We start from the raw sequence: 24,448 nt of genomic DNA on the forward strand, positions 1-24,448 counted from the left end.
AACCCTCCGAGGTCCCGTCGACACCGATCTGGCAGTCACCCTAGACCGAGCGGAGGGACGGCCGGTCACAGGAGCACAACGTTGTGGGCACGGCTGCCGCGCGGATCACGATCCCGACCGACCTGGGGATCCCGCTGCTGACCGCCGCGCGGATCACGACCGACGCACGCCCCGGGGCGTGCGTCACCAGGTCCATCCTCGAGCGCTGAGCTCGACCTCCTCGCGCAGCCGCTCCGTCGGGTCGTCGCACCGGCCGGCGAGCAGCACCCGGTGGGACACCGGCAGCCCCGCGAGGTCGCACGCCTCGCGCAGCAGCGCGTCGTAGGCGCCCTGGACGGCGAGGTAGTGGTGGGCCCGCGCGAAGGCTTCGCGGTCGGTCTCGATGCGCCGCATCTCCAGAGCGAGCTCCGTGAGCCGGACCTGGACCCGCAGCGACCGCATGGGGTCGACCTCGGGCGGACGACGGCGCGCAGCGAGGATCGCCAGCGCGGCGCCCAGCAGGGCGAGCGCGCCGGTCACGAGGATCACGAGCAGCAACACCATCGAAGCGGCTCCTCACGCGAGGCTCCCCCAGGATATGCCTGGTCCGCGCCGCTCACCAGACGTTCGCGGACGGCGGCGCGACCTGCTCAGCCGAAGATCGCCGGCAGGGTCCCCCGGTACGCGGCGTCCGCCTCGGCGAGCGGGATCGTGAACAGGCCCGCGACCTCCAGGGCCTCGACCGACCCGGCGTCGCCCTCGGCGGGCTCACCAGTCTCGGCGTCGATGGCGTGACCCGTCGAGCCGATCTTCAGGTACGGCACGCCGCGCGCGACGCAGGCGTCGACGAGCTTCTGGGCCTGCGCACGCGGCACCGACACGATCGCGCGGGCCGTGGACTCCGAGAACAGCGCCTCGAACGGCGTCACGCCGTCGCGCTCGCAGACGGCGTCGAGCGAGACCTTCGCTCCCGTCCCGAAGCGAAGGGAGGACTCGAGCAGCGCCTGCACGAGACCGCCGTCCGACAGGTCGTGCGCGGCCGAGACGACGTGGTCACGACCCGCGTTAACGAGGACGCCCGCGAGCGCCCGCTCGGCAGCGAGGTCGAGCTGCGGCGGGACCCCGCCGAGGTGACCGTGGACGACGTCCGCCCAGGCGGAACCGTCGAGCTCGCCGCGCGTCGTGCCCAGGAGCACCAGGTGCTCCCCGACTCGCGGAAACCGGACGGCGTGGCTCGCGCGACGTCGTCCAGCACCCCGAGCACACCGACGACCGGGGTCGGGTGGATCGACGAGTCGATGCGGCCCGGCTCGCCGGTGCCGTTGTAGAGCGAGACGTTGCCGCCGGTGACAGGGACACCGAGCTCCTGGCAGCCGTCGGCGAGGCCCTCGATGGCCTCCACGAGCTGCCACATCGAGTCCGGGTCCTCGGGCGAGCCGAAGTTGAGGCAGTCGGTGACCGCGAGGGGTCGCGCCCCGGTCGCGGCGACGTTCCGGTAGGCCTCGGCCAGCGCGAGCTGGGCACCCGTGCGGGGGTCGAGCTTCGCGAACCGGCCGTTGGCGTCCGTCGCGAGGGCGACCCCGAGCCCGGTCTCCTCGTCGACCCGGACGACCCCGCCGTCGTCCGGCTGCGCGAGGGCGGTGTTGCCCTGGACGAACCGGTCGTACTGGTCGGTGACCCACTCCTTGGAGGCGTGGTTCGGGCTGGCGAGGACCTGCAGCGCGGTGGCCCGGAGCTCGTCCGCCGTGGCCGGGCGGGCGAAGCGCTCCGCGGCCTCGGGCGTCGAGATCGAGTCGGCGTTGAGGCCGTCCATCCAGGCCGGGCGGGCGTAGGGGCGGTCGTAGACCGGGCCCTCGTGCGCGACCGTCCTGGGGTCGACGTCGACGATCCGCTGGCCGTGGTGGTCGATCGTCAGGCGGCCGGAGCCGTTGACCTCGCCGATGACGGAGGTCTCGACGTCCCACTTGCCGGTGATCGCGAGGAACGCGTCGAGCTTGTCGGGCGTGACGACCGCCATCATGCGCTCCTGCGACTCCGACATGAGGATCTCGCCGGCGTTCAGGGACGGGTCGCGCAGCAGGACGTCGTCGAGCTCGACGTGCATGCCGCCGTCACCGTTCGAGGCGAGCTCGGACGTGGCGCACGAGATGCCCGCCGCGCCGAGGTCCTGGATGCCCTCGACGACCTTCGCCGCGTAGAGCTCGAGGCAGCACTCGATGAGCACCTTCTCCATGAAGGGGTCGCCCACCTGGACGCTCGGGCGCTTGGCCGGGACGCCGTCCTCGAACGTCTCGGACGCGAGGATCGACGCACCGCCGATGCCGTCGCCGCCGGTGCGCGCGCCGAACAGGATCACCTTGTTGCCGGTGCCCGAGGCGTTGGCGAGGTGGATGTCCTCGTGGCGCAGCACGCCGAGGCACAGCGCGTTCACGAGCGGGTTGCCCTGGTAGCAGGGGTCGAACACGAGCTCGCCGCCGATGTTGGGCAGGCCGAGCGAGTTGCCGTAACCGCCGACGCCGGACACGACGCCGTGCACCACGCGCGCCGTGTCGGGGTGGTCGACCGCGCCGAAGCGCAGCTGGTCCATGACCGCCACCGGGCGGGCACCCATCGAGATGATGTCGCGGACGATGCCGCCCACCCCGGTCGCGGCACCCTGGTAGGGCTCCACGTAGCTCGGGTGGTTGTGCGACTCGACCTTGAACGTCACGGCCCAGCCGTCGCCGATGTCGACGACACCCGCGTTCTCACCGATGCCGACGAGCAGGTGCTCCTTCATCTCGGGGGTCACGCGGTCGCCGAACTTGCGCAGGTGGTTCTTCGACGACTTGTACGAGCAGTGCTCGGACCACATCACCGAGTACATCGCGAGCTCGGCGGCCGTGGGGCGCCGCCCCAGGATGTCGACGATGCGGGCGTACTCGTCGGGCTTCAGGCCGAGCTCGGCGAAGGGCAGAGCCTCGTCGGGCGTCGCAGCGGCGTTCTCGACCGTGTCGAGCACGGGGCGGGGCTGGGCGTTCGTGGGGGCGCTCATCGGATCCCTCGTCGGTGGCGTGCCGGGCAGCCGCCACGACGACGCCCCGCCGGGATCCGGCCGACCGTGAAGGACGACCGGCGGGCGAGCGACGAACGGCGCGGGCTGCGGAGTCGGCGCCAGTCTATCCGGGCTCACGGAGCACGATCCGCACCGTCCCACGGGCCGCCCGCCGCCCTAGGCTGGCGACGTGCGCCCCGCCCTCCCGCTCGCTCGAGTCCCGGCCCCCGGCCGGGCTCGGGTGATCCTCGCTCTGGTCGCCACGCTGTCCCTCACGGTTCTGGCCGGGTGCGGGACGACGTCCGGCACCCCGACCACGCCGGCGACGCCCGATCCCGGGACGCCGACGTCCACCCCGATCCCGGTCGAGCCCCCGGCGACGGAGGCCCTCGCCGTGGGTGAGGTCGGGCTCGCGGTCGAGGCGATCGGCGCCGCGGGCACGCCGTCGGTCGCGGTCGCCGAGGGTGCACCGCACAGCCAGGTCGCGACGGTCGGCGGCGCGTCGGTGGTCACCCTGACCCCGAGGCGCCCGCCGGCGCGACGTTCGAGCGCAACGCCGACGGGACGGTCTCGGTCCTGGGCGACGAGGGAGCCGTGGTCGGCGGCCTCGACGTCACGGCGACCGGATACGACGTCGCGGTCGAACCCACCGCGCTGACGATCCGGGCCGCAGCGGAGACCGCACCCACCCCCACCGACCTGCCGACCGACCTGCCGACCGACGGCGGACTCGAGACCGCACGGCCGCCGTCCGACACCGCGTCGGCGGCGACGGCGACGGCGACGCCCGGGGCCGAGGGCGAGCCGGGCGACGACGGACAGGCCGGGGACGAGGTGCTCGTCACGCTCGGGGCCGACCCGCTGGAGTCGGCCACGTGGGGCACGGCGGAGGGCGGGCGCTCGCTGGCCGTCGACCCCACGGAGTGGGCGCGCCACGCGGGCGTCGCGGGCCTCGACGCGACCTGGGCGGCAGTCGTCGCGGCGCAACCCGACGCGGACACACCCGGCATGCGCGACCAGCTCGAGTGCCACGCGCTCGGCGCCCCGGACAAGGCGACGTGGAACCTCGAGCCGTGGCGACCAGACGTCGGGCTGGTCGAGGTCGCGCTCGCCCGCTGCAACCCGGTCTGACCCACCCGCGGCTGCCGGCTGCCGGCTGCGCACGGATTGCGACGACGTCCGTGCGGCCGGACGATGCCCCCGTCGGAGGGAGGCCTCATGAGCAACGACGCTCAGCAGTCCGTTCAGCACCAGCCCGAGCTCCGGCGCGTGATGGGGCCGAAGCTCCTGCTGCTCTTCATCGTCGGGGACATCCTCGGCACCGGCGTGTACGCGCTGACCGGCCAGGTCGCGGGCGAGGTCGGCGGCGCCGCGTGGCTGCCGTTCCTCGTCGCGTTCGTGGTGGCCACGATCACCGCGTTCTCGTACCTCGAGCTGGTCACGAAGTACCCGACCGCTGCGGGCGCGGCGCTCTACACGCACAAGGCGTTCGGCATCCACCTGCTGACGTTCGTCGTCGCGTTCATGGTCATGAGCTCGGGCATCACGTCGGCGTCCACGGCGTCGGACGCCTTCGCCGGCTTCGTGTCCGACGGGTTCGGGCTGGACCTCGAGCTCGGCGGCACCGGCCGCATCGCGATCGCCCTCGGCTTCATGACGCTCGTCGCGCTCGTGAACATCCGTGGTGTCTCGGAGAGCGTGAAGGCGAACGTCGTCCTGTCGCTCGTCGAGCTGTCCGGTCTGCTGCTCGTGATCTTCATCGGCCTCTGGGCGATGACGCAGGGTCGCGCCGACTTCACGGAGGTGATGATCTTCGAGAGCGCCGACGACAAGAGCGTGTTCCTCGCCGTGACCGCCGCCACCACGCTCGCGTTCTTCGCGATGGTGGGCTTCGAGGACTCCGTGAACATGGCCGAGGAGTGCCGGGACCCCGTGCGCGACTTCCCGCGCATGATGCTCACGGGGCTGTCGATCACGGGCCTCATCTACGTCGCCGTCTCGATCACGGCCGTCGCGCTGGTCCCGGTGGGAGACCTCGCCGACGAGACCAAGGGATCCGCGCTGACCCAGGTCGTCGCCGCCGGGGCGCCCGACCTGCCGTTCGACACGATCTTCCCGTTCATCGGCATGTTCGCCGTCGCGAACTCGGCGCTCATCAACATGCTCATGGCGTCCCGGCTGCTCTACGGCATGGCGAACCAGGGCGTGCTCCCCCGCGCGTTCGGCAAGGTGCTGGCGAAGCGGCGCACGCCGTGGGTGTCGATCCTGGTGACGACCGCGATCTCGTTCGCGCTCATCGTGTACGTCGTGCGCCAGTCCGCGACCGAGGGCGGGGCCAACTCGATCGCCCTGCTCGGCGGGACCACCTCGCTGCTCCTGCTCGTCGTCTTCGCGATCGTCAACGTCGCCCTGCTCGTGCTGCGCCGCGACACCGTCGACCACGATCACTTCCACACCAAGGTCCCGCTCGCCGTCCTCGGCGCGCTCACCTGCGCCTACCTCGCCGGGCCCTGGGCGCGCAGCGACGAGCAGCAGTCGCAGTACCTGATCGCCGGCGCGCTGGTCGCCGTCGGCGTGCTGCTGTCGTTCATCACGTGGCTCTACAACCGGTCGCACGGCACGAAGACGCAGTTCGAGGACGTGAGCACGCTCGACAGCGACCGCTGACCAGGCTCTCGCCCGCCTGGCGGCGCTGGCTGCGGCAGATACCGTCGAGCATCCGACCGACGGAGGCCCCATGACGGACGACGATCGCGAACACCGGCACGCCGCCTTCCGCGTCCACGGCGATGTCCAAGGGGTCGGGTTCCGCTGGACGACCCGTCAGGAGCTCGACCGGCTCGGGCTCGACGGCGAGGCGACGAACCTGCCCGACGGCACGGTCCGCGTCACCGCGTCCGGTCCGGCGCCCGCGCTCGACCGGCTCCGCGCGTGGCTCGAGGGCGGGTCGACTCCCGGCACGGTCACCGGCGTCGACGTCGAGTGACCCGTCCACGTGTCGACACACGACCGGCGCGCGATCGGTCGGGCCGGACGTGAGTCCGCCCGACCGATCGCCGGGCCGGCGCAAGGTCGCTGCCGGGCGCCGGGCGTCAGCGCCGGGACGCGCCGACCTTCGCCTGAGCCTTCTTCTGCGACTTCTCGCTCACGGGCGCGTCCCCGCTCGCCCGCAGCTCCCGGTAGTACGCCCGCGCCTCGTCCTGGCGCTCGGCCTCGGCACCCGACGCGATCTTGGCCCGCAGGTGCTCGGGGCCGAAGCCCCAGGCGTCGACGAGGTCCTGCGCGTGCGGGCGCAGCCGGACGAGCAGCCGCTCGATGTAGCTCGTCACGGTCCGGGCGCGCTGACCCGACAGCCGACCGTTGATCAGGTACCAGGCGAGGTTGCGCTCGACGAGCGTGAGCCCGAACAGGTCGCGCACTCGGGTCAGCACCTCGCGGGTGCCCGAGTCCTCGATCTGCGTCAGCGCCTGCGTGAACGCCTCCCACCGCAGCAGGTCGGCGTGCGCCTTCGCGGCCTCGACGAGCTCCGCCTGGTGCGCGTCGAAGATCCGCGCCGCCTCGACGGGCGCGGCCTTCTGCGCCGGCCGCAGAGCGGTGGCGAGCTCCTCGACCATCGTGTCGACGCGGTCTGTCAGGAGCGCGCGCTGCGTGTCGGTCTCGCGCAGGTGGCCGGCCGCGCGCCGGGCGGAACCCTGGTCGGCGAACGCCTGCGCCGCCCGCTTGAGCGGGGTGCGGTGCAGGGCGGCGGATGCCGCGCGGTCGACGACGTAGCGGGCCATGCCGCCCGGCGTCGCGCCCTTGAGCTCCTTGGCGTAGTCGCTGAGCAGCCGCTTGCCGACGAGCTGCAGCAGCACCGTGTTGTCGCCCTCGAACGTCGCGTAGACGTCCATGTCGGCGTGCAGGCTCGTGATGCGGTTCTCGGTGAGGAACCCGGCACCGCCGCACGCCTCGCGGGTCTCCTGGAGCGTGTCGAGCGCGAACCGGGTGCTCGACGCCTTGAGCGCCGCGGCGGTCGTCTCGAGGTCCTCCCGGGTCTCCGGGGTGTCCTCCTCGCCCGAGAACACCGTGTGGAAGAGGTCGAGCAGCCGGTCGTGCGCGAAGTGCGTCGCGTACGCCTCGGCGATCGCGGGGATCAGGCGGCGGCGGTGGGTCCCGTAGTCGAGGATCACGACCTCGTCGGTCGCCGAGGCGCCGGTGAACTGGCGTCGCTGGTTGCCGTACGTCACGGCGATCTGCAGGCCGATCTTGGCGGCGTTCGAGGCCGCGCCGTCGAGCGAGACGCGACCCTGGACGAGGGAGCCGAGCATGGTGAAGAAGCGGCGCCCGGGGCTGTCGATCGGGGACGAGTAGGTCCCGTCCGCGTCGACCGAGCCGTAGCGGGAGAGCAGGTCGCGGCGGGGCACGCGGACGTGGTCGAAGTGCAGGCGACCGTTGTCGACCCCGTTCAGCCCGCCCTTCTGCCCGTCGTCCTCCCCGCCGATCCCGGGCAGGAACTCGCCCGCCCGGCCGTCCTCGCCGGTCGTGCGGATCGGGACGTAGAAGCAGTGCACACCGTGGTTGACGCCGCCGGTGACGAGCTGGGCGAAGACCGTCGCCGCGGTCGCGTGGACGGCCGCGTTGCCGAGGTAGTCCTTCCAGGCCGCACGGAACGGCGTGTGGAGCACGAACTCCTCGGTCGCCGGGTCGTAGGTCGCGGTCGTGGCGACGCTCGCGACGTCCGACCCGTGACCGGTCTCCGTCATCGCGAAGGCGCCCGGCACCGACAGGTCCATCGCCGCGGGCAGCAGACGGTCCTGCTGCTCCTCGTCGCCGAGGTGCAGGATCGCCGAGGCGAAGAGGCCCCACTGCACGCCGGCCTTGATCTGCAGCGACGGGTCGGCGGCGACGAGCTCCTCGAAGCCGGCGAGGTTCGCGCCCGGGTTGTCCCCGCCACCGAGGCGCTCCGGGAACGCGAGGTGCACCTGGCCCTTGGCGGCGAGGGCGCGGCACTGAGCGAGCACGCGCTCGCGGTGCTCCTCCTTGCTCAGGCCCTCGACCTTGTGGAACTCCGGGTCGCCGGCCGTCGCTCGGGCCGACGCGCGCAGGTCGGCCCAGCGACCGAGCAGGTGCCGGGCGAGGCTCTCGACGTCGACGTGCGCGTCACCGCGCTCGTCGCCCGCGGAGGACGGCGTGCCCGCCCCGGTCCGGACCGGGGACGTGCGGACGTCGCCGTCGACGGTGCCGGCGGTCGTGTTGGTGGTGGTCTCCCCCGCGCTACCTCGGTCTCGGCGGGTGCAGCGGAGTCGGGGGTCGTGTCAGACGTCGTGGTCATCGGTTCTCCTCGGGTGCGGCGGGGTCAGGGGTGTCGGACGGCGCAGCGGCCGTCGGGTTCGGGGCGGCGTGCTGGGAGAGGACCCCGACCGGGCCGAACCACAGCCAGTCGGCGACCTGCCCGGTGAGCTCGTCGAGCGTCGGGGCGCCGGGGTCGGTGCGGTGCTTGAGCCACCACTCGCCGGAGCCGCGGACGAACCCGACGGCTCCCGCGGCCCACGACGAGGCGACGACGTCGGTCACGTGCGCGACCTGCGCGAACGGGCGCGCCACGAGCTCCGTCACGGAGTCGAGGAACGCGTCGAGGGGCACCCGGGCGCCGGCACCGGCGCCGTCCGTGCCGGCGACAGCCCCGGTCCGGGCGACGAACCAGTACACGTTGGGCGACTGGTCGACCATCTCGAGGTAGACGCGCACCATGGCGCGCAGCGCGCGCTTGGGCGTGCCGGCCTCGTCGGCCGCGCTGCTGAGCGCGTGGTGCATCTGCACGCCGACGTCCTCGCCGACGGCCCGCTGGAGCCCGGTCTTGTCGTCGAAGTACCGGTAGACGATCGACTTGGAGGTGCCGCACTGGGCGGCGATCTCGTCCATGGACGCCTCGGGACCGTGCTTGTGCACAGCCTTGCGCGCGAGAGCGAGCAGCGCGGCTCGTCGGGTGGCACGATGCTCGTCCCACCTCGTCGAGCGTCCGTCCGCGACGGTCTCGTGGGTCACTGCGCCTCCCGCGTGCCCGACGTCGGTGTCGTCCGCCCGTCGTGACGCCCTCGCTCGGAGGTCGTCCCGTCCGGGACTCTCCGGCGACGTGGGCACTGCAAGCGCCGCCGGGGATGTGGCACCTATGACGGTACTCACATGAAACTGAGAGTATCAGGTACTCTGAATCTCGGACACCCCTGCGGGAGCCGAGCACCGACGACGCGGCCCGCAGCGCACCCGAGCGAAGGAGCACCGGCCGTGGCCGACCAGACGAGCACGACACCCCCACCTCCCGTCCCGGTTCCCCGACCGGATCGACCGGCGCCTCCCGGGACGCCGTGATCATCGGCGGGAACCGCATCCCGTTCTCGCGCGCCGGGGGCAAGTACTCCCGCGTGAGCAACCAGGACATGTTCACCGCCGCGCTCGAAGGGCTCGTCGCCCGGTTCGGCCTCCAGGGCGAACGGCTCGGCGAGGTCGTCGGCGGCGCCGTCCTCAAGCACTCCCGCGACTTCAACCTGATCCGCGAGTCGGTCCTCGGCTCGTCCCTGTCGCCGCAGACCCCGGCCTACGACCTGCAGCAGGCGTGCGCCACCGGCCTCGAGGCCGTCGTGACCATCGCCAACAAGATCCGCCTCGGCCAGGTCGAGTCCGGCATCGCCGGCGGCGCCGACAGCATCTCGGACGCCCCGATCGCCGTCAGCGAGGGCCTGCGCCGGGTGCTGCTCGAGGCCGGCCACGCACGCTCCACCGGGTCGCGGATCAAGGCGTTCCTCAAGCTGCGCCCGTCCGACGTGGCTCCGCTGACCCCCAGCACCGACGAGCCGCGCACCGGGCTGTCCATGGGCGAGCACCAGGCCGTCACGACCGCCCGCTGGGGCGTCACCCGCGAGGCGCAGGACGAGATCGCGCTCGCCAGCCACCTCAACCTCGCGGCCGCCTGGGAGTCGGGCTTCTTCGACGACCTCGTGACCCCGTTCCAGGGCCTCACCCGCGACCAGAACCTGCGCGCCGACTCGTCCGCCGAGAAGCTGGCGAAGCTCAAGCCCGTGTTCGGCAAGCGGCTCGGCGGGCCCGAGGGCGAGGGCCCCGAGCCCACCATGACCGCCGGGAACTCGACCCCGCTGACCGACGGCGCCTCCGCCGTCCTGCTCGGTTCGCGCGCGTGGGCCACCGAGCGCAACCTTCCCGTCCTCGCTCGCGTCGTCGACGCCGAGACCGCCGCCGTCGACTACGTCCACGGCCACGAGGGCCTGCTCATGGCGCCGACCCACGCCGTCGCGCGCCTTCTCGCCCGTCAGGGGCTGACCCTCCAGGACTTCGACCTCTACGAGATCCACGAGGCCTTCGCGGCGACCGTCCTCTCGGCGCTGGCCGCCTGGGAGGACGCCGACTTCTGCCGCGACGAGCTCGGCCTGGACGCCCCGCTGGGGTCGATCGACCGCGCACGGCTGAACGTGCACGGGTCCTCGGTCGCCGCCGGTCACCCGTTCGCCGCGACCGGCGGGCGCATCGTCGCCACGGCTGCGAAGCTCGTGGCCGCGAAGGCCGCCGAGACCGGCCGCACCGCCCGCGTCCTCATCTCCGTCTGCGCCGCCGGCGGGCTCGGGGTCGCCGCGATCCTGGAGGCCGACCCCGACGACGCCACCGCCGCGACCGGCACCACGACCACCGCACAGGAGGGCTGAACCATGACCGACGCCTACCTCGACGCCGTGAACAGCGGCTTCATGAAGGCCGTCGCCAAGAAGCTTGGCCTCCCCCAGCCCGTCGTCCTGCGCCGGCACGAGCCCGGGGCGCCGCTGGTGCCCGGACCGGTCCTCGTCGTCGGCGGCCGCCCCGACCTGTCGGACGACGCCGACCAGGTCGCGAAGGCCCTCCTCGCCTGGGACCTCGACGTCCGCCAGGTCCGCGGCGACGCCGCGGCCGAGGGCGTCGACCGCTGGGGTGCGATCGTGGTCGTCCTCAGCGGGGCGGAGTCCCCGAGGACCTGCACGACCCGGTGCTCGCCGTGGGCGCGAACCTGCGCCGGCTCGCCGCGGGCGGTCGTGTCGTCACGATCTCGCACGCCGCGACCGACGGCGACACCCCCACCGTGGCCGCCACGCGCCACGGGGTGACCGGGTTCCTGCGCTCGCTCGCCAAGGAGCTCCGCAAGGGCGCCACCGCGAACGGCATCCAGCTCACCAGCGACGCCCGTCCGACCGACCCGGCCGCGCTCGCCGCGCTCCACTTCTTCCTCTCCGGGAAGTCGGCGTTCGTCGACGGTCAGCTGATCGAGGTCGGCGACGGCCCCGCCTGGGACGCGACCGGGTTCGACTGGTCCCGGCCCCTCGCGGACCGGGTCGCCGTGGTCACGGGCGCGGCCCGCGGCATCGGCGCCGAGGTCGCGCGGACGCTCGCGCGCGACGGGGCGAAGGTCGTCGTCGTCGACGTCCCGGCCGCCGGCGAGCAGCTCGCCGCGGTGGCCAACGAGATCGGTGGCACGGCCCTCCAGCTCGACGTGACGGCCGACGACGCGGGCGCCCGCATCCTGGAGCACGCGCGCGCCCGGCACGGCGGGCTGCACGTCCTCGTGCACAACGCGGGGATCCTGCGGGACAAGCTGCTCGCGAACATGAAGCCCGCGCAGTGGGACTCCGTGGTCGCGGTGAACCTCGCCGCGCAGCTGCGCATCACCGAGCACCTGCTCGAGGTCGGCGGCTTCTCGGACGCCCCGCACATCGTCTCCCTCGCCTCGACGTCCGGGATCGCGGGCAACCGCGGGCAGACCAACTACGGCTTCTCCAAGGCCGGCGTGATCGGCCACACCCGGGCCACCGCCCCGCTGATGGCAGCGATCGGCGGCACCGCCAACGCCGTGGCACCGGGGTTCATCGAGACCGACATGACCGCGTCGATCCCGCTCGTGCCCCGCCAGGTCGCGCGCCGCGCGTCCTCGCTCCAGCAGGGCGGGCAGCCGATCGACGTCGCCGAGGCCATCGCGTTCCTCGCCTCGCCCGGCTCGACCGGGATCACCGGCCAGGTGCTGCGCGTGTGCGGTCAGAACCTGGTGGGCCGGTGACGGCGGGCGCACCGGAGGGGTACCGCGTCGAGCGGCTCGCCGCGGTCCCGGGCCTGGGCGGCCTGTACGCGAAGGGCGCCACGTCGTCCGCCCGGATCGCGGCGACCCGCGCCCTGCCCGGGTCGGTGCGCGGGGGCCGGGACGGGAGCGACCCCACCCTCCCGTCGGTGGCCCTGCGCGTCGACCACGTCGCGACCGACCTGCCGGACGTCGCGGACCGCCTCGCGCGCTACCAGCGCCTGGTCGGTGAGCGGGTCGGGGACACGATCCCCGCCGGGTTCCTGCACGTCCTCGGGTTCCCCGTCGCGACCGGGCTGATGACCCGCGGCGACTTCCCGCTGCCGCTGCTCGGCATGGTCCACACGGCGAACAGCGCGTCCCTGGTGCGACCGGTCCGGCTCGGCGAGACCCTCGCGGTCGAGTCCTGGGCCGAGGGTCTGCGGCCGCACCGGCGCGGCGTGACCGTCGACCTCGTCACCCGCGTGCTCGTCGACGGCGAGCCCGCCTACCGCGGGGTCTCGACGTACCTGGCGAAGGGCGTGCACCTCGGGTCACGAGCGTCGGACGACGGGAGCGCTCCGTCGGCCGACCGGTCGCCCCACGCGGGGCTCCCGTTCGTGCCCACCGGTCGGTGGCGCCTGGGAGCGTCGACGGGTCGGGACTACGCGGCCGTCTCCGGCGACCGGAACCCGATCCACATGTCGGCGCTCTCGGCGAAGGCGTTCGGCTTCCCGCGCGCCATCGCCCACGGGATGTACACCGCGGCGCGCGCGCTCGCCGAGGTCGGACCCGCCCGCGGGGAGACGTACGACTGGTCGGTCGAGTTCGCGAAGCCGGTGCTCCTGCCGTCGACGGTGGACGTGTCCATCACCCGCGGCACGGCGGGCGACGAGGGTGCCGCCGGGCTCGACCGGTGGTCGTACACCGTGCAGGACTCCCGCCGGGGCAGGACGCACCTGCGCGGCGCGGTCACCCGGCGCGATCGAACGCACGACTGAAGGCACGACTGGAGGACTCGGCCCAGAAGGTGACTGCCGAACGCCTCGGCCGACGCGACTGCCGGGCGGAGTCCGACCGCGTGCGAGTCACGCGCCGCGTGCCTACGTTCACCCCATCACGGCCGACACGGGCCGCGACTCAGGAGGGAGCACTCATGGGACTCGACGACAAGATCTCGAACGCGGCCGAAGACGCCAAGGGCAAGGTCAAGGAGGGCGCCGGCAAGGCGTCCGACAACGAGCGCCTCGAGGCGGAGGGCAAGGCCGACCAGGCCTCGGCCGACGTCAAGCAGGCCGGCGAGAAGGCAAAGGACGCCTTCAAGCACTGATCTGCGCACCGCGCCGCCGAGCTGATCGGTGACGCGCACGAACCGACGGCTCCGTCTCGACTCCCCTCGGGCGGGGCCGTCGTCGTGCCCGAGGCGGTACCGCCGCCTGCCGCAAGAAGCAGCGATCAGCAGCCATCAGCAGCGAGAGGACTACGAACGAGCCGCGGCAGGTCTGCGACGACGCCGGTGACCGAGCCGCCACTGCACTACGACGGGGCTGCGACGGGCTTGGAGCAGGCTCAGCCGTCGGCGGGGACCGGGCCGCAGCCGGCGGACTCGCCGACGAACCCGGCCGCCGCGGTCGCGAAGAGGCCGCTCAGACCGGAGCCGGCGGGCACGGGCCGCGGGTCGTCGGTCACGGTCCAGCAGCCGTCGACGACCGCGTACTGCGCACGCGGGCCCTCGGCGACGAAGCTGCGGAGCGCGCCGACCAGCCGTTCGATCTCGTCGCCCGAGGTGCCGACGCCGACCGACGCGCGGATCGCCCCGCCGTCGAGGCCGAGCCGGGACAGCAGCGGGTGGGCGCAGAAGCGGCCGTCACGGACGCCGATGCCGTGCTCGGCCGACAGGTAGGCCGCGACGAGGCCGGGGTCGTGCCCCTCGACCCCGAAGGTGACGACGCCGACCGGGTCGGCCGCGTCGTCCCACACCTGCACGACCTGGACGCCGTCGAGGTCGCTCAGCCCGTCGACGAGGCGTGCTCGCAGGGTGCTCTCGTGCTCCAGGGCCTCGTCCGGGTCGACGGCTGCGAGGGCGTCGCACGCCGCCGCGAGGGCGACGGCGCCGATGACGTTGGGCGAGCCGGCCTCGTGCCTGGCCGGGGCCGGGTGCCAGGTGGTCCGGTCGACGCCGACCTGGCGCACGGCGCCGCCGCCCGCGAGGAAGGGCGTGCCGGCGTCGAGCCAGTCACGACGGCCCACGAGGGCGCCGGCCCCGAAGGGCGCGTAGGTCTTGTGCCCCGAGAACGCGACGTAGTCAGCGCCGGTGTCCTCCAGGGAGAACCTGCGGTGCGGCACGAGCTGGGCGCCGTCGAGCACGACCCGTGCGCCGGCGTCGTGGGCGACGCGCACGACCTCGTCGAGCGGCAGCCGCTCTCCCGTGACGTTCGAGGCACCCGTGATGGCGAGGAGGGCGTAGGGCTGCAGGGCGAGCTCGTCGCGGATCGCGTCGACGGTCGCCGCGACCGAGTCGCGACTGGCGACCACCGTCGCGTCGGCGGAGCGCCGCCAGGGCAGGAAGTTCGCGTGGTGCTCGACGTCGAGGACGAGCACGCGGCCGGGCCCCCTGTCCGCCCGAGCCGGGACGCACCCAGCGAGGAGGTTGAGCGAGTCCGTGGTGTTGCGGGTGATGATCGTGACGTCGTCGGCGCGGGCCCCGACGAAGCCGCCGATCGTCCGGCGCGACGCCTCGTACAGCGCGGTCGACACCTGCGAGAGGTAGCCCGCGCCGCGGTGCACGCTCGCGTACAGCGGCAGCACCTCGGTGACCCGCTCCGCGACGCTCGCGAGCGCCGGCGCGGACGCGGCCACGTCGAGGTTCGCGTAGGGGACGCTCCGGCCGTCGACGAGGGGCACGAGGGTGTCGCTGCCGACGACGGGCAGCAGCGGGGTGACGTCGGCGACGTGGGCGATGCCGGTCGCGCCGGGGGCCTGGGTCGAACAGCGGGTCTCGATGGTGTCGGCAGTCATGCGGTCCTCCGTGGTTCAGGGGACCGGCCCGCCGGCCGCCCCGCGCTTGCCCCCGCGCCGTTCGACGGAGGGCCTGGTCGTCACCCGGGGCACCCCACCGCGAGAGGAGGGTTGCCGGCCAGCAAACCGGGGTTTCACGCTGGCACTCATGACCTGTCATCAAGAATCACCGAGGCCACGAAGCGCGTCAACCGACCGTCCACGTCGTCTCACATCATGGTCATCCTGGCCTCTGCGGGTGTCGGACGGCGTCCCGGGTGCCGTAGCATCCGGTTCACCATCCAGAGCGGCCGAGTGACATGGCACGACGACGCCGCAGCAACCCCCTGGTCCACGTGGTCCCGGCACGCCGGGTCCCGAGGTCCGGGCGAGGGTGCTACCGCCACGATCGATGGAGGAGAGCATGACGTCCCCCCACGCACGACCCGACCAGCCCGCCGCGAGCGGACCCGGCGACGCGACGCCGTCCGACGACCGGGCGGGCGGCGAGCCGCAGGTGACGCCGCGGCCCGCGGACGGCTACGCCGGCGACCTCACGCCGCAGCAGGCCTGGACGCTCCTCGCGCAGGACGAGCGCGCCGTGCTCGTCGACGTCCGCACCGAGGGCGAGTGGGCGACGATCGGCGTGCCCGACGTCTCCGACCTCGGCAAGCAGGTCACGTACGCGCAGTGGGTCACCCCGCTCGGGCCGAACCCCGCGTTCCTCGACGAGGTGCTGGGTTCCGGCCTGGCGCCCGGCGACGGCCGGCCGGTCGTGTTCCTGTGCCGGTCCGGGCAACGCTCGATCGGGGCCGCTCGGGCCGCCACCGGCGCGGGCCTCGGCCCCGCGTACAACGTGCTCGACGGCTTCGAGGGCGACGCGGACGCCGCCGGGGTGCGCGGGCACCGGGGCTGGCGCGCCGTAGGACTCGCGTCGACCACCTGGAGCCGGGCATGAGCACGCCCGGCGGGTCCGGGCACGGAGACCTCCCGGCGGGCGTGCGCCCCGCCACGCTCGCCGTGCGCGGCGGGCACCAGCGGACCGGGTTCGACGAGACCAGCGAGGCGATGTTCCTCACCCAGGGGTACGTCTACCCGCAGGCGGCCGACGCCGAGGCCGCGTTCAAGGGCGAGTCGGACCACTTCATCTACTCCCGCTACGGCAACCCCACGGTCCGCACGTTCGAGGAGCGGCTGCGGCTGCTGGAGGGCGCCGAGGCGTGCTTCGCGACCGCGACCGGGATGTCGGCGGTGTTCACGTCGATCGCCGCCCTCGTGTCGTCCGGGTCCCGGATCGTCGCGGCTCGGGCGCTGTTCGGCTCGACGATCGTCATCTTCGACGAGATCCTCGCGCGCTGGGGTGTGCAGACCGACTACGTCGACGGGCACGTGCTCTCCGACTGGGAGGAGGCGCTCGCGACCCCCGCCGACATCGTCTTCTTCGAGACGCCGTCCAACCCCATGCAGGACATCGTCGACGTGCGGGCCGTGTGCGACCTCGCGCACGCCGCCGGGGCCACCGTGATTCTCGACAACGTGTTCGCGACCCCGCTCCTGCAGCAGCCGCTCGAGCTCGGCGCCGACGTGGTCGTGTACTCGGCGACGAAGCACATCGACGGGCAGGGGCGCGTGCTCGGCGGGGCGATCCTCGGCTCGCAGGAGTACATCACCGGGCCGGTCCAGACGATGATCCGCAACACCGGGCCGTCGCTGTCGGCGTTCAACGCGTGGGTGCTGCTCAAAGGTCTCGAGACGCTGCCGGTGCGGGTGCGCGCGCAGAACGCCGCCGCCCTGCAGGTCGCCGAGGCGCTCGAGGCGCTCCCCGGGATCACCGGCGTCCGCTACCCGTTCCTCGCCTCGCACCCGCAGGTCGAGCTCGCGAAGGCTCAGCAGTCGGGCGGCGGGACCGTCGTGACCTTCGACGTCGAAGTCCCTGACGGCACGGACCCCGAGACCGCGAAGAAGCGCGCCTTCGCGTTCCTCGACGCCCTGCAGGTCGTCGACATCTCGAACAACCTCGGCGACGCGAAGTCGCTGATCACCCACCCGGCGACCACGACGCACCGCAAGCTCGGCCCCGAGGGCCGCGCCGCCGTCGGGATCTCCGAGACCACGGTGCGGCTCAGCGTCGGGCTCGAGGACCCGCTCGACATCATCGAGGACGTGCAGCGGGCGCTGGGCGTCGCGTAGACCGGGCGTGGCGCGCCATCAGGGCGAGCACCAGCCCGAGCGGCGCGAGCGACTGCGCCCCCGCGGCCAGTCGCTCGGTCAGGCCGGTGGCCGCACCGCCGTCCGGCGTCAGACCCTGCAGCTCCAGGACGAAGACGACCACCAGTCCCACCAGGACGGCGCTCGTGACGACCAAGGGTGCGCGGCGCGGCCTGCCCGAGCCGCGCCGTCCGCCCGCGAGCGCCGGCCAGAGCGCGAGCGCACCGAACCCGACACCCGCGGCGATCCCGTGGGCCTGCGGGTAGAGATCGACAGGGAGCGCCGCCACGGCTGCGGTCGAGACCCCACCGAGCGCGAGCAGCACGCGCCCCGGCGTCGCCGCGCCACGCAGGCCGAGCGCCGTGGCGACGTGGCACGCACCGGTGACGGCGAGCCCCGCGGTCATCACGCCGGGGTGGGCGGAGGGCGCCGCCGCCAGCGCGGAGATCGTCTCGCCGACCGCGTCGAACGAGGACTGGAGGGCGGCCGCGAGCGTCCAGCCGCCGATCATCGCGACCGGCGCGAGAGCGGCCGACAGGACCGCGAACCGCGGTACCGACCGGGCCCCGGGGGTGGGTCCGCCGACGGGCACGACGCCCGACACGCTGTCGTCCCGGTCCGCGGAGGGCTCGTCGGTCGGCACCGTCAGAGGTCCAGGCCGAGGCAGAACGCGGAGTCGAACGCGTCGTAGGGCGGGAACGGCAGCACCGGCCGGTACCCGCGGCGGCGATAGGTCGCGAGCGCCTCGGGCTGGCGGGGACCCGTGCCCAGGAGGAGGCGTTCGACCCCGTGCGCGCGGGCCGCCGCCTCGATCGCGTCGAGGAGCGCCGACGCCACGCCGGTGCGCCGGGCCTCGTCCCGGACGAAGACCTTGGAGAGCTCGGCCGCCCCGGCCGGGGACCCGGCGTCGGCCCCTCGCACGGACGCGCAACCGAGCAGCCGGTCGCCGCGGCGGGCGACCAGGGTGACGATCGCGCTCTCGCCGAGCGCGGCGTCCGACGCCTCGAAGGCTCCGGGCTCGACGAGGTGCCCGAAGTCCTCCGGGTAGCGCGCGAGGTTGGTGGTCTCGAACATCTCGCGGCGCAGCAGGAACGCGTCGGGGTCGCCCCACGGGACCTCGGTGACGACGATCGGCGCCGGGAGCGACGTCGCGACTGCTGCCGACTGCCGGTCCGCCGTCCGAGACCCTGCCGGCCGCAGGTCCGCCGTCCGAGGCCCTGCCGAACCGGCGCCTCCAGCGGCCGAACCGGTCTCTAGGTGTGATCCCGGGGCTGACATCGCACCGGATCCCCGGTTCGGCGGAGGGTCGTGGAGGTCCTTCGCGAAGCACCGCGACTCGGTGGAGTCGATGTACGCCCCGTACCGGGCGATCGGCGCGTAGCCGAGGGCCAGGTACAGCCCGATCGCCTGGGGCTGGCGGACGCCGGTCTCCAGCACGAGGCGGTCGAGGCCGTGGTCGACGGCCCGCGCCTCGAGCGCGGCCATGACGGTCTTGGAGAGGCCGGCACCCCGGTGGCCGGGGACGACGTAGACCCGCTTGACCTCGCCGGTGCCCTGCGGGTGCGTTCCCCGCGGCCGTCGGGCAGGCCCGAGACCTCCCGGACGGTGCCGCAGGCGACGGTCGCGCCGTCGAGGCTCACCAGCACCGTGGCCACGGCCGTGTCAGCCGTGACGGGGTCGCCGACGTCGCTCTGGCCCGGCTCGACGCCGTAGGTCGCGGCGAGCTCGATCTGCTGGACGTCGCGCAGCCGAACCGCTTCGTGGTGGTCGAAACCGACGACCTCGACCAGCGGCGCGGCCACCGCACCAGGTTCGACGGACACGGTCACGCGGAGACGAGAGCGCCCAGCACGGACGTGAAGAACCCGAGACCGTCGGTCCCGGCCCGGGGCCCGGCCTCGGACGCCGGCCCGAACCCGGCCTCGACGGCGTGCTCCGGGTGGGGCATGAGACCCACGACGTTGCCGCGCGCGTTGGTGACGCCGGCGATGTCGCGACGCGACCCGTTCGGGTTGGCGTCGGCGTACCGGAAGACGACCCGGCCCTCGCCCTCGAGCTCGTCGAGCGTGCGCTCGTCCGCGACGAACTGGCCGTCCTGGTTCTTCAGCGGGATCGTGATGCGCTGGCCGCGGGTGTAGTCGCGGGTCCACGCCGTCTCGGCGTTCTCGACCGTGAGGACCTGCTCCCGGCACGCGAAGTGGAGGTGGTCGTTCTTGATCATCGAGCCCGGCAGCAGGTGCGACTCGGTCAGCACTTGGAAGCCGTTGCAGATGCCGAGCAGCGGGAGCCCGCCCTTCGCGGCGTCCACCAGGACGTCCATGACCGGGGCGAAACGGCTGATGGCCCCGGCCCGTAGGTAGTCGCCGTAGGAGAACCCGCCGGGCAGGACGACGGCGTCGACACCGTGCAGGTCGGCGTCACCGTGCCAGAGCGAGACCGGCTCGCCGCCGGCCAGACGCACGGCACGCGCCGCGTCGCGGTCGTCCAGGGTGCCCGGGAACGTGACGACACCGATCCGTGCCGACGCGAGAGCGCCCATCAGGCAGGGACCTCGGCGTCGACGTCGGAGATGTCGGCGACCCGCACGACGTCCTCGATGATCGGGTTCGAGAGCAGGGTCTCGGCGGCCTCGCGCGCGGCGGCGAGGACCTCGTCGGTCACGTCGCCCTCGACCTCGAGCTCGAAGCGCTTGCCCTGGCGGGCGCTGGTGAACTGGGTGAACCCGAGCCGCGGCAGCTGCCGGACGACGGCCTTGCCCTGCGGGTCCAGGATCTCGGGCTTGGGCATGACCTCGACGACGACGCGTCCCACGGGGGCTCCTCGAGCACTCGGTTCGGGGGCGGCGCGCCGCGGCCTCCGTGCGGAGGGGCGGGACGACGCCGGGATTGCGCGGCCAGTCTAGCCGGGCGCACGCACGGCTCCCGCGCCGCGTTCATGGCCTCCCACGACCGACGGCCTCGGCTCCTAGGGTCCAGGGCTGGTCAGGTCCGCGAGGATCGAGTATCTTCGAACACGTGTTCGACGGGCGTCGGCACTACGCCCCCACGAGGTGCCGGCGCCCGCGAACATCCAGAGCGCTGCGATCTGTGGCCGCGCCAAGGGCGACGGGCCCTGAGCCGGCTCAGGGACGACTCAGAGCCGGCACAGGGCCGTCTCAGCCCCGCTCCCGGCCCGGCTCAGCGCAGCGGTGCGCCCGTGATCCGCTCGAAGGCCTCGAGGTACCGGTCGCGCGTGCGGAGCACTACGCCGGTCGGCAGCTCCGGAGGCGCACCGTCGAGCGTCCGGTCCCACCCCGACTCCGCGGACGTGAGCCAGTCCCGGACGTATTGCTTGTCGAAGCTGGGCTGCGCGCCGCCGGGCTTCCACAGGTCTGCCGGCCAGAACCGCGAGGAGTCGGGCGTCAGCACCTCGTCGCCGAGCACCACGACCCCGCTCATCGGGTCGATCCCGAACTCGAGCTTCGTGTCTGCGAGGATCACCCCGCGGTCCCGGGCGATCGTCTCGGCGCGCGCGTACACCGCGAGCGTGAGCTCCCGCAGCCGGGAGGCTGCCTCGGGCCCGATCGCCTCGACGACGGCCTCGAAGGTCACGTTCTCGTCGTGGTCTCCGTACTCGGCCTTGGTCGCGGGGGTGAAGATCGGCTCAGGGAGCCGGGAGCCGTCCTCGAGCCCGTCCGGCAGCGGGACCCCGCACACGGCCTGGCTCTCGCGGTACTCCAGCAGCCCGGACCCGGTGAGGTAGCCGCGGACGACGCACTCGACCGGGAACATGTCGAGGCGGCGGCAGACCATCGCCCGACCTACAACGACGTCGGGGACGAGCCCGTCGCCCGGCTCGGCCGACACCTCGGTCGACACGACGTGGTTCGGGACGACGTCCGACAGCTGGTCGAACCACCACAGGCTGAGCTGCGTCAGCACGACGCCCTTGTCCGGGATGCCCGGGTTCAGGACGTGGTCGTAGGCCGACACCCGGTCGCTCGCGACGACGAGGACGACGTCGCCCAAGGGGTGCACGCCGCCGAGCGCCGGGAGGTCGGGCTCGTAGAGGTCGCGGACCTTGCCGGAATAGACGTGGCGCCATCCGGGCAGGTCGAGCGCACCGCCGGGGAACCCTGTCGCGGCGCTCACGGCGCCACCACCTCGCCGGCCGCGGCCCTCGCCGCGATGTCCGTGCGGTGCTGCGACCCGTCGAGACCGATCAGCGCGACGCCCGCGTAGGCCCGCTCGCGTGCGGCGTCGAGGTCGTCACCCTGCCCGACGACGGACAGCACGCGCCCGCCCGCGCTCACCAGCGTGCCGCTCGCGTCGGTGGCGGTGCCGGCGTGCAGCACGTGGACCGCGTCGAGGTCCTCGGCGGCGGCGAGGCCCGTGATCGGGTCGCCCGTGCGGGGCGTGGCCGGGTAGTTCTCGGAGGCGACGACCACCGTCACGGCCGTGCCCGCCGACCACTGCAGCGGCTCGAGGTCCGCGAGCCCGCCGCGGGCCGCGGCGAGCAGCACCCCGGAGAGCGGCGTGCGCAGGCGGGAGAGCACGACCTGCGTCTCCGGGTCACCGAACCGGGCGTTGAACTCGACGACCCGGGTGCCGCGGCTGGTGAGCGCGAGCCCCACGTACAGCACGCCCGAGAACGGGGTGCCCCGGCGCGCCATCTCGTCGACGGTCGGCTGCGCGATGCGCGTGACGACCTCGGTGACCAGCCCGTCGGGCGCCCACGTGAGCGGGCTGTACGCGCCCATGCCACCCGTGTTGGGGCCCTCGTCACCGTCGAGCGCACGCTTGAAGTCCTGCGCCGGTGCGAGCGGGACGACCGTGGAGCCGTCGCAGATGCAGAACAGGGACACCTCGGGCCCGTCGAGGTACTCCTCGATGACGACCCGCCCCGGACCCGCCGCCGAGTCGAGGCAGGCGCGCCCGTGCGCGAGCGCCTCGTCGCGGTCCTCCGTGACGACGACCCCTTGCCCGCGGCCAGTCCGTCGTCCTTGACGACGTACGGCGGGCCGAACGCGTCGAGCGCGGCCTCGACCTGCGCGGCGTCCGTGCAGACGAGGGCGAGGGCCGTGGGCACCGACGCGGCCGCCATGACGTCCTTGGCGAAGGCCTTCGAGCCCTCGAGCTGCGCGGCCTGCGCCCCGGGACCGAAGACAGGGATCCCGGACTCGCGCACGGCGTCGGCGACGCCGGCGACGAGCGGAGCCTCCGGCCCGACGACCACCAGGTCCGCTCCGATCTCAGACGCGAGCGCGGCGACCGCGGCGCCGTCCAGCGCGTCGACGGGGTGGAGCGTCGCGAGCTCGCCGATGCCCGGGTTGCCCGGGGCCGCGTGCAGCTCGTGCTCGTCACCGCCCGGGAGGTCGACCTCGTGCGCGAGGGCGTAGGTGATGGCGTGCTCGCGGGCACCGGTACCGACGACGAGGATCTTCACGGTCCCGGAGTCTACCGACGCCACCCCGGGTGCCGGGCGGGCGTCCGCTACGTCCCCGCGGTCCCCTGCTCCTGCCCCGGGTACTCGACCGTCATCCGGACGTCGTTGCCCGCGATCGCGAAGACGGTGACGGTCGCATCGACCGTCGGGCCGCCGTCCGCCGGGGTGAGGCGGCACGTCGTGGACTGCCGGAGCAGAGCGATCATGCCCTCGTCGCACTCGATCTCGGGGCGTTCGCCGCCGAGCTGCACGACCGAGGTCTCGGCGTACTCCGCGACCTCGTCACCGGAGAGCGTGCGGGCGCCGACCCCGCAGGACGTGAGCGCGACGACACCGACGACGCAGGCCACGACCGACGCCGCCGGGCGCCCAGCGCGCCGCCGGGCGCGCGGGCGACCGGAGGTCACCGGGCGTGGATCAGGTCGTGCACCGGGATGATCTCGTCGCGTCGGGGCCCGACGCCGATCGTCGAGATGCGGCAGCCCGAGAGCTCCTCGAGCTTGCGGACGTACGCCTGCGCATTGGCCGGCAGGTCCTCGAAGGTGCGGCACTGCGAGATGTCCTCCCACCAGCCGTCGAACTCCTCGTAGACCGGCTTCGCGTGGTGGAACGCCGTCTGGTCGATCGGCATCTCGTCGTACCGGACCCCGTCGACCTCGTACGCGACGCAGACCGGCACCTTCTCCATGCCGGTGAGCACGTCGAGCTTGGTCAGGACGATGTCCGTGAGCCCGTTCACGCGCGTCGAGTAGCGGGCGATCACGGAGTCGTACCAGCCGCAGCGGCGCGGCCGGCCGGTCGTGACGCCGAACTCGGCACCGGTCTTGCGCAGGTACTCGCCGTCGTCGTCGAACAGCTCCGTGGGGAACGGCCCCTCCCCCACGCGGGTCGTGTAGGCCTTGATGACACCGATCACGGAGTCGATGCGCGTCGGCCCGACGCCCGAGCCCGTCACGGCGCCGCCAGCGGTCGCGTTGGACGAGGTCACGAACGGGTACGTGCCGTGGTCGACGTCGAGCATGGTCGCCTGACCGCCCTCGAACAGCACCGTCTTGCCCTCGTCGAGCGCCTTGTTCAGCACCAGGCCCGTGTCGGCCACCATCGGCTTGAGCCGCTCGGCGTAGGTGAGGAGCTCGTCGAGGGTCTCCTGCACCTCGATCGCCCGCCGGTTGTAGACCTTGACCAGCAGGTGGTTCTTCTGGTCCAGCGAACCCTCGATCTTCTCGGCGAGGATCTTCTCGTCGAAGAGGTCGGTCATGCGCAGACCGACGCGGTTGATCTTGTCGGCATATGCCGGGCCGATCCCGCGTCCGGTGGTGCCGATGCGCCGCTTGCCGAGGAACCGCTCGGTGACCTTGTCGACCGTGCGGTGGTAGTCCGCGATCACGTGCGCGCCCTCGGACACGAGGAGCTTCGACACGTCGACGTCCCGCTCGATGAGGGCGTCGAGCTCCTCGAAGAGCACCTCGATGTCGACGACGACGCCGTTGCCGATGACCGGCGTCACGCCCGGCGAGAGGATGCCCGAGGGCAGCAGGTGGAGCGCGTACTTCTCGTCGCCGATCACGACCGTGTGCCCGGCGTTGTTGCCGCCGTTGAACTTCACCACGTAGTCGACACGGGACCCGAGGAGGTCGGTCGCCTTCCCCTTGCCCTCGTCACCCCACTGGCCCCCGATGAGCACGACGGCTGGCATGCGATCCCTACTTCCTACGGTCGTCGGCGGGGCTCCACCTTCA

Annotated in this window: 20 protein-coding genes, 4 pseudogenes and 2 riboswitches; of the genes and pseudogenes, 11 read left to right on the forward strand and 13 right to left on the reverse strand. The window is 73.4% G+C overall.

Going from position 1 to position 24,448, the window contains the following annotated elements:
• Positions 1 to 83 precede the first annotated feature (83 nt).
• On the forward strand, positions 84 to 209 hold the full coding sequence (locus QUE47_RS04170; RefSeq protein ID WP_286218689.1) for a hypothetical protein: 126 nt from the start codon (positions 84 to 86) through the stop codon (positions 207 to 209).
• On the opposite strand, the gene QUE47_RS04175 is transcribed toward QUE47_RS04170, so the two are convergent.
• Positions 184 to 543: a hypothetical protein gene (locus QUE47_RS04175; RefSeq protein ID WP_286218690.1), complete on the reverse strand. Its 360-nt coding sequence runs from the start codon at positions 541 to 543 to the stop codon at positions 184 to 186. The genes QUE47_RS04170 and QUE47_RS04175 overlap by 26 nt on opposite strands.
• Before the next feature lie 86 nt (positions 544 to 629).
• Positions 630 to 3,013 (reverse strand): annotated as a pseudogene (purL, locus tag QUE47_RS04180) (phosphoribosylformylglycinamidine synthase subunit PurL).
• A 190-nt stretch (positions 3,014 to 3,203) separates the two neighbouring features.
• Here purL and QUE47_RS04185 point away from each other — a divergent pair.
• From QUE47_RS04185 to QUE47_RS04200, 4 genes are all read left to right on the forward strand, one after another.
• Entirely contained in the window at positions 3,204 to 3,671 is a 468-nt protein-coding gene (locus QUE47_RS04185; RefSeq protein ID WP_286218691.1) for a hypothetical protein, read from the forward strand.
• On the forward strand, positions 3,608 to 4,144 hold the full coding sequence (locus QUE47_RS04190; protein ID WP_286218692.1) for a DUF2599 domain-containing protein: 537 nt from the start codon (positions 3,608 to 3,610) through the stop codon (positions 4,142 to 4,144). Before QUE47_RS04185 ends, QUE47_RS04190 begins: the two co-directional genes overlap by 64 nt.
• 87 nt (positions 4,145 to 4,231) lie before the next feature.
• Positions 4,232 to 5,680 (forward strand): APC family permease, encoded by a 1,449-nt coding sequence (locus QUE47_RS04195; protein ID WP_286218693.1) that lies wholly within the window; start codon positions 4,232 to 4,234, stop codon positions 5,678 to 5,680.
• Between the two features lie 70 nt (positions 5,681 to 5,750).
• Complete coding sequence (locus QUE47_RS04200; protein WP_286218694.1) at positions 5,751 to 5,999, forward strand: acylphosphatase; 249 nt, start codon at positions 5,751 to 5,753, stop codon at positions 5,997 to 5,999.
• 106 nt (positions 6,000 to 6,105) lie between these two features.
• On the opposite strand, the pseudogene QUE47_RS04205 reads toward QUE47_RS04200, so the two are convergent.
• Positions 6,106 to 8,238: pseudogene (locus QUE47_RS04205) on the reverse strand (acyl-CoA dehydrogenase family protein); the annotation flags it as partial.
• An 82-nt stretch (positions 8,239 to 8,320) separates the two neighbouring features.
• On the reverse strand, positions 8,321 to 9,037 hold the full coding sequence (locus tag QUE47_RS04210) for a TetR/AcrR family transcriptional regulator (RefSeq protein ID WP_286218695.1): 717 nt from the start codon (positions 9,035 to 9,037) through the stop codon (positions 8,321 to 8,323).
• A 320-nt stretch (positions 9,038 to 9,357) separates the two neighbouring features.
• Between QUE47_RS04210 and QUE47_RS04215 the strand changes: the two genes are divergently transcribed.
• The 4 genes and pseudogenes from QUE47_RS04215 to QUE47_RS04230 all read left to right on the forward strand — a co-directional run bounded on the left by QUE47_RS04215 (position 9,358) and on the right by QUE47_RS04230 (position 13,410).
• A complete protein-coding gene (locus QUE47_RS04215) occupies positions 9,358 to 10,707 on the forward strand; it encodes an acetyl-CoA C-acetyltransferase (RefSeq protein WP_286218696.1) in 1,350 nt (449 codons plus the stop codon).
• Positions 10,708 to 10,710: 3 nt separating this feature from the next.
• A pseudogene (locus QUE47_RS04220) lies at positions 10,711 to 12,083 on the forward strand (3-oxoacyl-ACP reductase).
• On the forward strand, positions 12,080 to 13,081 hold the full coding sequence (locus QUE47_RS04225; RefSeq protein ID WP_286218697.1) for a MaoC family dehydratase: 1,002 nt from the start codon (positions 12,080 to 12,082) through the stop codon (positions 13,079 to 13,081). The pseudogene QUE47_RS04220 and the gene QUE47_RS04225 overlap by 4 nt, the downstream one beginning before the upstream one ends.
• 155 nt (positions 13,082 to 13,236) lie before the next feature.
• Complete coding sequence (locus tag QUE47_RS04230; protein WP_286218698.1) at positions 13,237 to 13,410, forward strand: CsbD family protein; 174 nt, start codon at positions 13,237 to 13,239, stop codon at positions 13,408 to 13,410.
• Positions 13,411 to 13,649: 239 nt separating this feature from the next.
• Here QUE47_RS04230 and QUE47_RS04235 read toward each other — a convergent pair whose 3' ends face one another.
• Positions 13,650 to 15,098, reverse strand: coding sequence for an aminotransferase class V-fold PLP-dependent enzyme (locus QUE47_RS04235; protein ID WP_286218699.1), 1,449 nt, complete (start codon positions 15,096 to 15,098; stop codon positions 13,650 to 13,652).
• A 37-nt stretch (positions 15,099 to 15,135) separates the two neighbouring features.
• A riboswitch (SAM riboswitch) is annotated at positions 15,136 to 15,252 on the reverse strand.
• 120 nt (positions 15,253 to 15,372) lie between these two features.
• Positions 15,373 to 15,496, forward strand: a riboswitch (SAM riboswitch).
• 5 nt (positions 15,497 to 15,501) lie between these two features.
• On the opposite strand from QUE47_RS04235, the gene QUE47_RS04240 reads away from it, so the two are divergent.
• Together QUE47_RS04240 and QUE47_RS04245 are read left to right on the forward strand one after the other, a co-directional pair.
• Positions 15,502 to 16,035 (forward strand): rhodanese-like domain-containing protein, encoded by a 534-nt coding sequence (locus QUE47_RS04240; RefSeq protein WP_434019725.1) that lies wholly within the window; start codon positions 15,502 to 15,504, stop codon positions 16,033 to 16,035.
• Positions 16,032 to 17,267, forward strand: coding sequence for an O-succinylhomoserine sulfhydrylase (locus QUE47_RS04245; RefSeq protein WP_286218700.1), 1,236 nt, complete (start codon positions 16,032 to 16,034; stop codon positions 17,265 to 17,267). The genes QUE47_RS04240 and QUE47_RS04245 overlap by 4 nt, the downstream gene beginning before the upstream one ends.
• Here the strand turns inward: QUE47_RS04245 and QUE47_RS04250 are convergent.
• From QUE47_RS04250 to QUE47_RS04285, 8 genes and pseudogenes are all read right to left on the reverse strand, one after another.
• The gene (locus QUE47_RS04250; protein WP_286218701.1) at positions 17,230 to 17,928 is read right to left on the reverse strand and encodes a DUF998 domain-containing protein; all 699 of its coding nucleotides are present in this window, start codon (positions 17,926 to 17,928) and stop codon (positions 17,230 to 17,232) included. The genes QUE47_RS04245 and QUE47_RS04250 overlap by 38 nt on opposite strands.
• 2 nt (positions 17,929 to 17,930) lie before the next feature.
• On the reverse strand, positions 17,931 to 18,899 hold the full coding sequence (locus tag QUE47_RS04255) for a GNAT family N-acetyltransferase (protein ID WP_286219386.1): 969 nt from the start codon (positions 18,897 to 18,899) through the stop codon (positions 17,931 to 17,933).
• 211 nt (positions 18,900 to 19,110) lie between these two features.
• On the reverse strand, positions 19,111 to 19,824 hold the full coding sequence (gene purQ, locus QUE47_RS04260; protein WP_286218702.1) for a phosphoribosylformylglycinamidine synthase subunit PurQ: 714 nt from the start codon (positions 19,822 to 19,824) through the stop codon (positions 19,111 to 19,113).
• Entirely contained in the window at positions 19,824 to 20,072 is a 249-nt protein-coding gene (gene purS / locus QUE47_RS04265; protein ID WP_434019753.1) for a phosphoribosylformylglycinamidine synthase subunit PurS, read from the reverse strand. Before purS ends, purQ begins: the two co-directional genes overlap by 1 nt.
• A 389-nt stretch (positions 20,073 to 20,461) precedes the next feature.
• Complete coding sequence (locus QUE47_RS04270; protein WP_286218704.1) at positions 20,462 to 21,415, reverse strand: phosphoribosylaminoimidazolesuccinocarboxamide synthase; 954 nt, start codon at positions 21,413 to 21,415, stop codon at positions 20,462 to 20,464.
• Positions 21,412 to 22,709 (reverse strand): annotated as a pseudogene (gene purD, locus QUE47_RS04275) (phosphoribosylamine--glycine ligase). Before purD ends, QUE47_RS04270 begins: the two are co-directional and overlap by 4 nt.
• A gap of 47 nt (positions 22,710 to 22,756) precedes the next feature.
• The gene (locus QUE47_RS04280; RefSeq protein ID WP_286218705.1) at positions 22,757 to 23,116 is read right to left on the reverse strand and encodes a hypothetical protein; all 360 of its coding nucleotides are present in this window, start codon (positions 23,114 to 23,116) and stop codon (positions 22,757 to 22,759) included.
• Positions 23,113 to 24,405, reverse strand: a complete 1,293-nt coding sequence (locus tag QUE47_RS04285; protein WP_286218706.1) for an adenylosuccinate synthase — start codon at positions 24,403 to 24,405, stop codon at positions 23,113 to 23,115. Before QUE47_RS04285 ends, QUE47_RS04280 begins: the two co-directional genes overlap by 4 nt.
• Positions 24,406 to 24,448 lie beyond the last annotated feature (43 nt).

This window comes from Paraoerskovia sediminicola (assembly GCF_030296575.1).
In the GTDB taxonomy this organism is placed as follows: Bacteria; Actinomycetota; Actinomycetes; order Actinomycetales; family Cellulomonadaceae; genus Paraoerskovia; species Paraoerskovia sediminicola.

What these genes read in the sequence shown, in the direction of transcription:
- purQ (WP_286218702.1), bottom strand. Translation starts at nt 19,824, where the DNA reads ATGGGCGCTCTCGCGTCGGCACGGATCGGTGTCGTCACGTTCCCGGGC.
- QUE47_RS04200 (WP_286218694.1), top strand. Translation starts at nt 5,751, where the DNA reads ATGACGGACGACGATCGCGAACACCGGCACGCCGCCTTCCGCGTCCAC.
- QUE47_RS04245 (WP_286218700.1), top strand. Translation starts at nt 16,032, where the DNA reads ATGAGCACGCCCGGCGGGTCCGGGCACGGAGACCTCCCGGCGGGCGTG.
- QUE47_RS04175 (WP_286218690.1), bottom strand. Translation starts at nt 543, where the DNA reads ATGGTGTTGCTGCTCGTGATCCTCGTGACCGGCGCGCTCGCCCTGCTG.
- QUE47_RS04285 (WP_286218706.1), bottom strand. Translation starts at nt 24,405, where the DNA reads ATGCCAGCCGTCGTGCTCATCGGGGGCCAGTGGGGTGACGAGGGCAAG.
- QUE47_RS04240 (WP_434019725.1), top strand. Translation starts at nt 15,502, where the DNA reads ATGACGTCCCCCCACGCACGACCCGACCAGCCCGCCGCGAGCGGACCC.
- QUE47_RS04235 (WP_286218699.1), bottom strand. Translation starts at nt 15,098, where the DNA reads ATGACTGCCGACACCATCGAGACCCGCTGTTCGACCCAGGCCCCCGGC.
- QUE47_RS04230 (WP_286218698.1), top strand. Translation starts at nt 13,237, where the DNA reads ATGGGACTCGACGACAAGATCTCGAACGCGGCCGAAGACGCCAAGGGC.
- QUE47_RS04195 (WP_286218693.1), top strand. Translation starts at nt 4,232, where the DNA reads ATGAGCAACGACGCTCAGCAGTCCGTTCAGCACCAGCCCGAGCTCCGG.
- purS (WP_434019753.1), bottom strand. Translation starts at nt 20,072, where the DNA reads ATGCCCAAGCCCGAGATCCTGGACCCGCAGGGCAAGGCCGTCGTCCGG.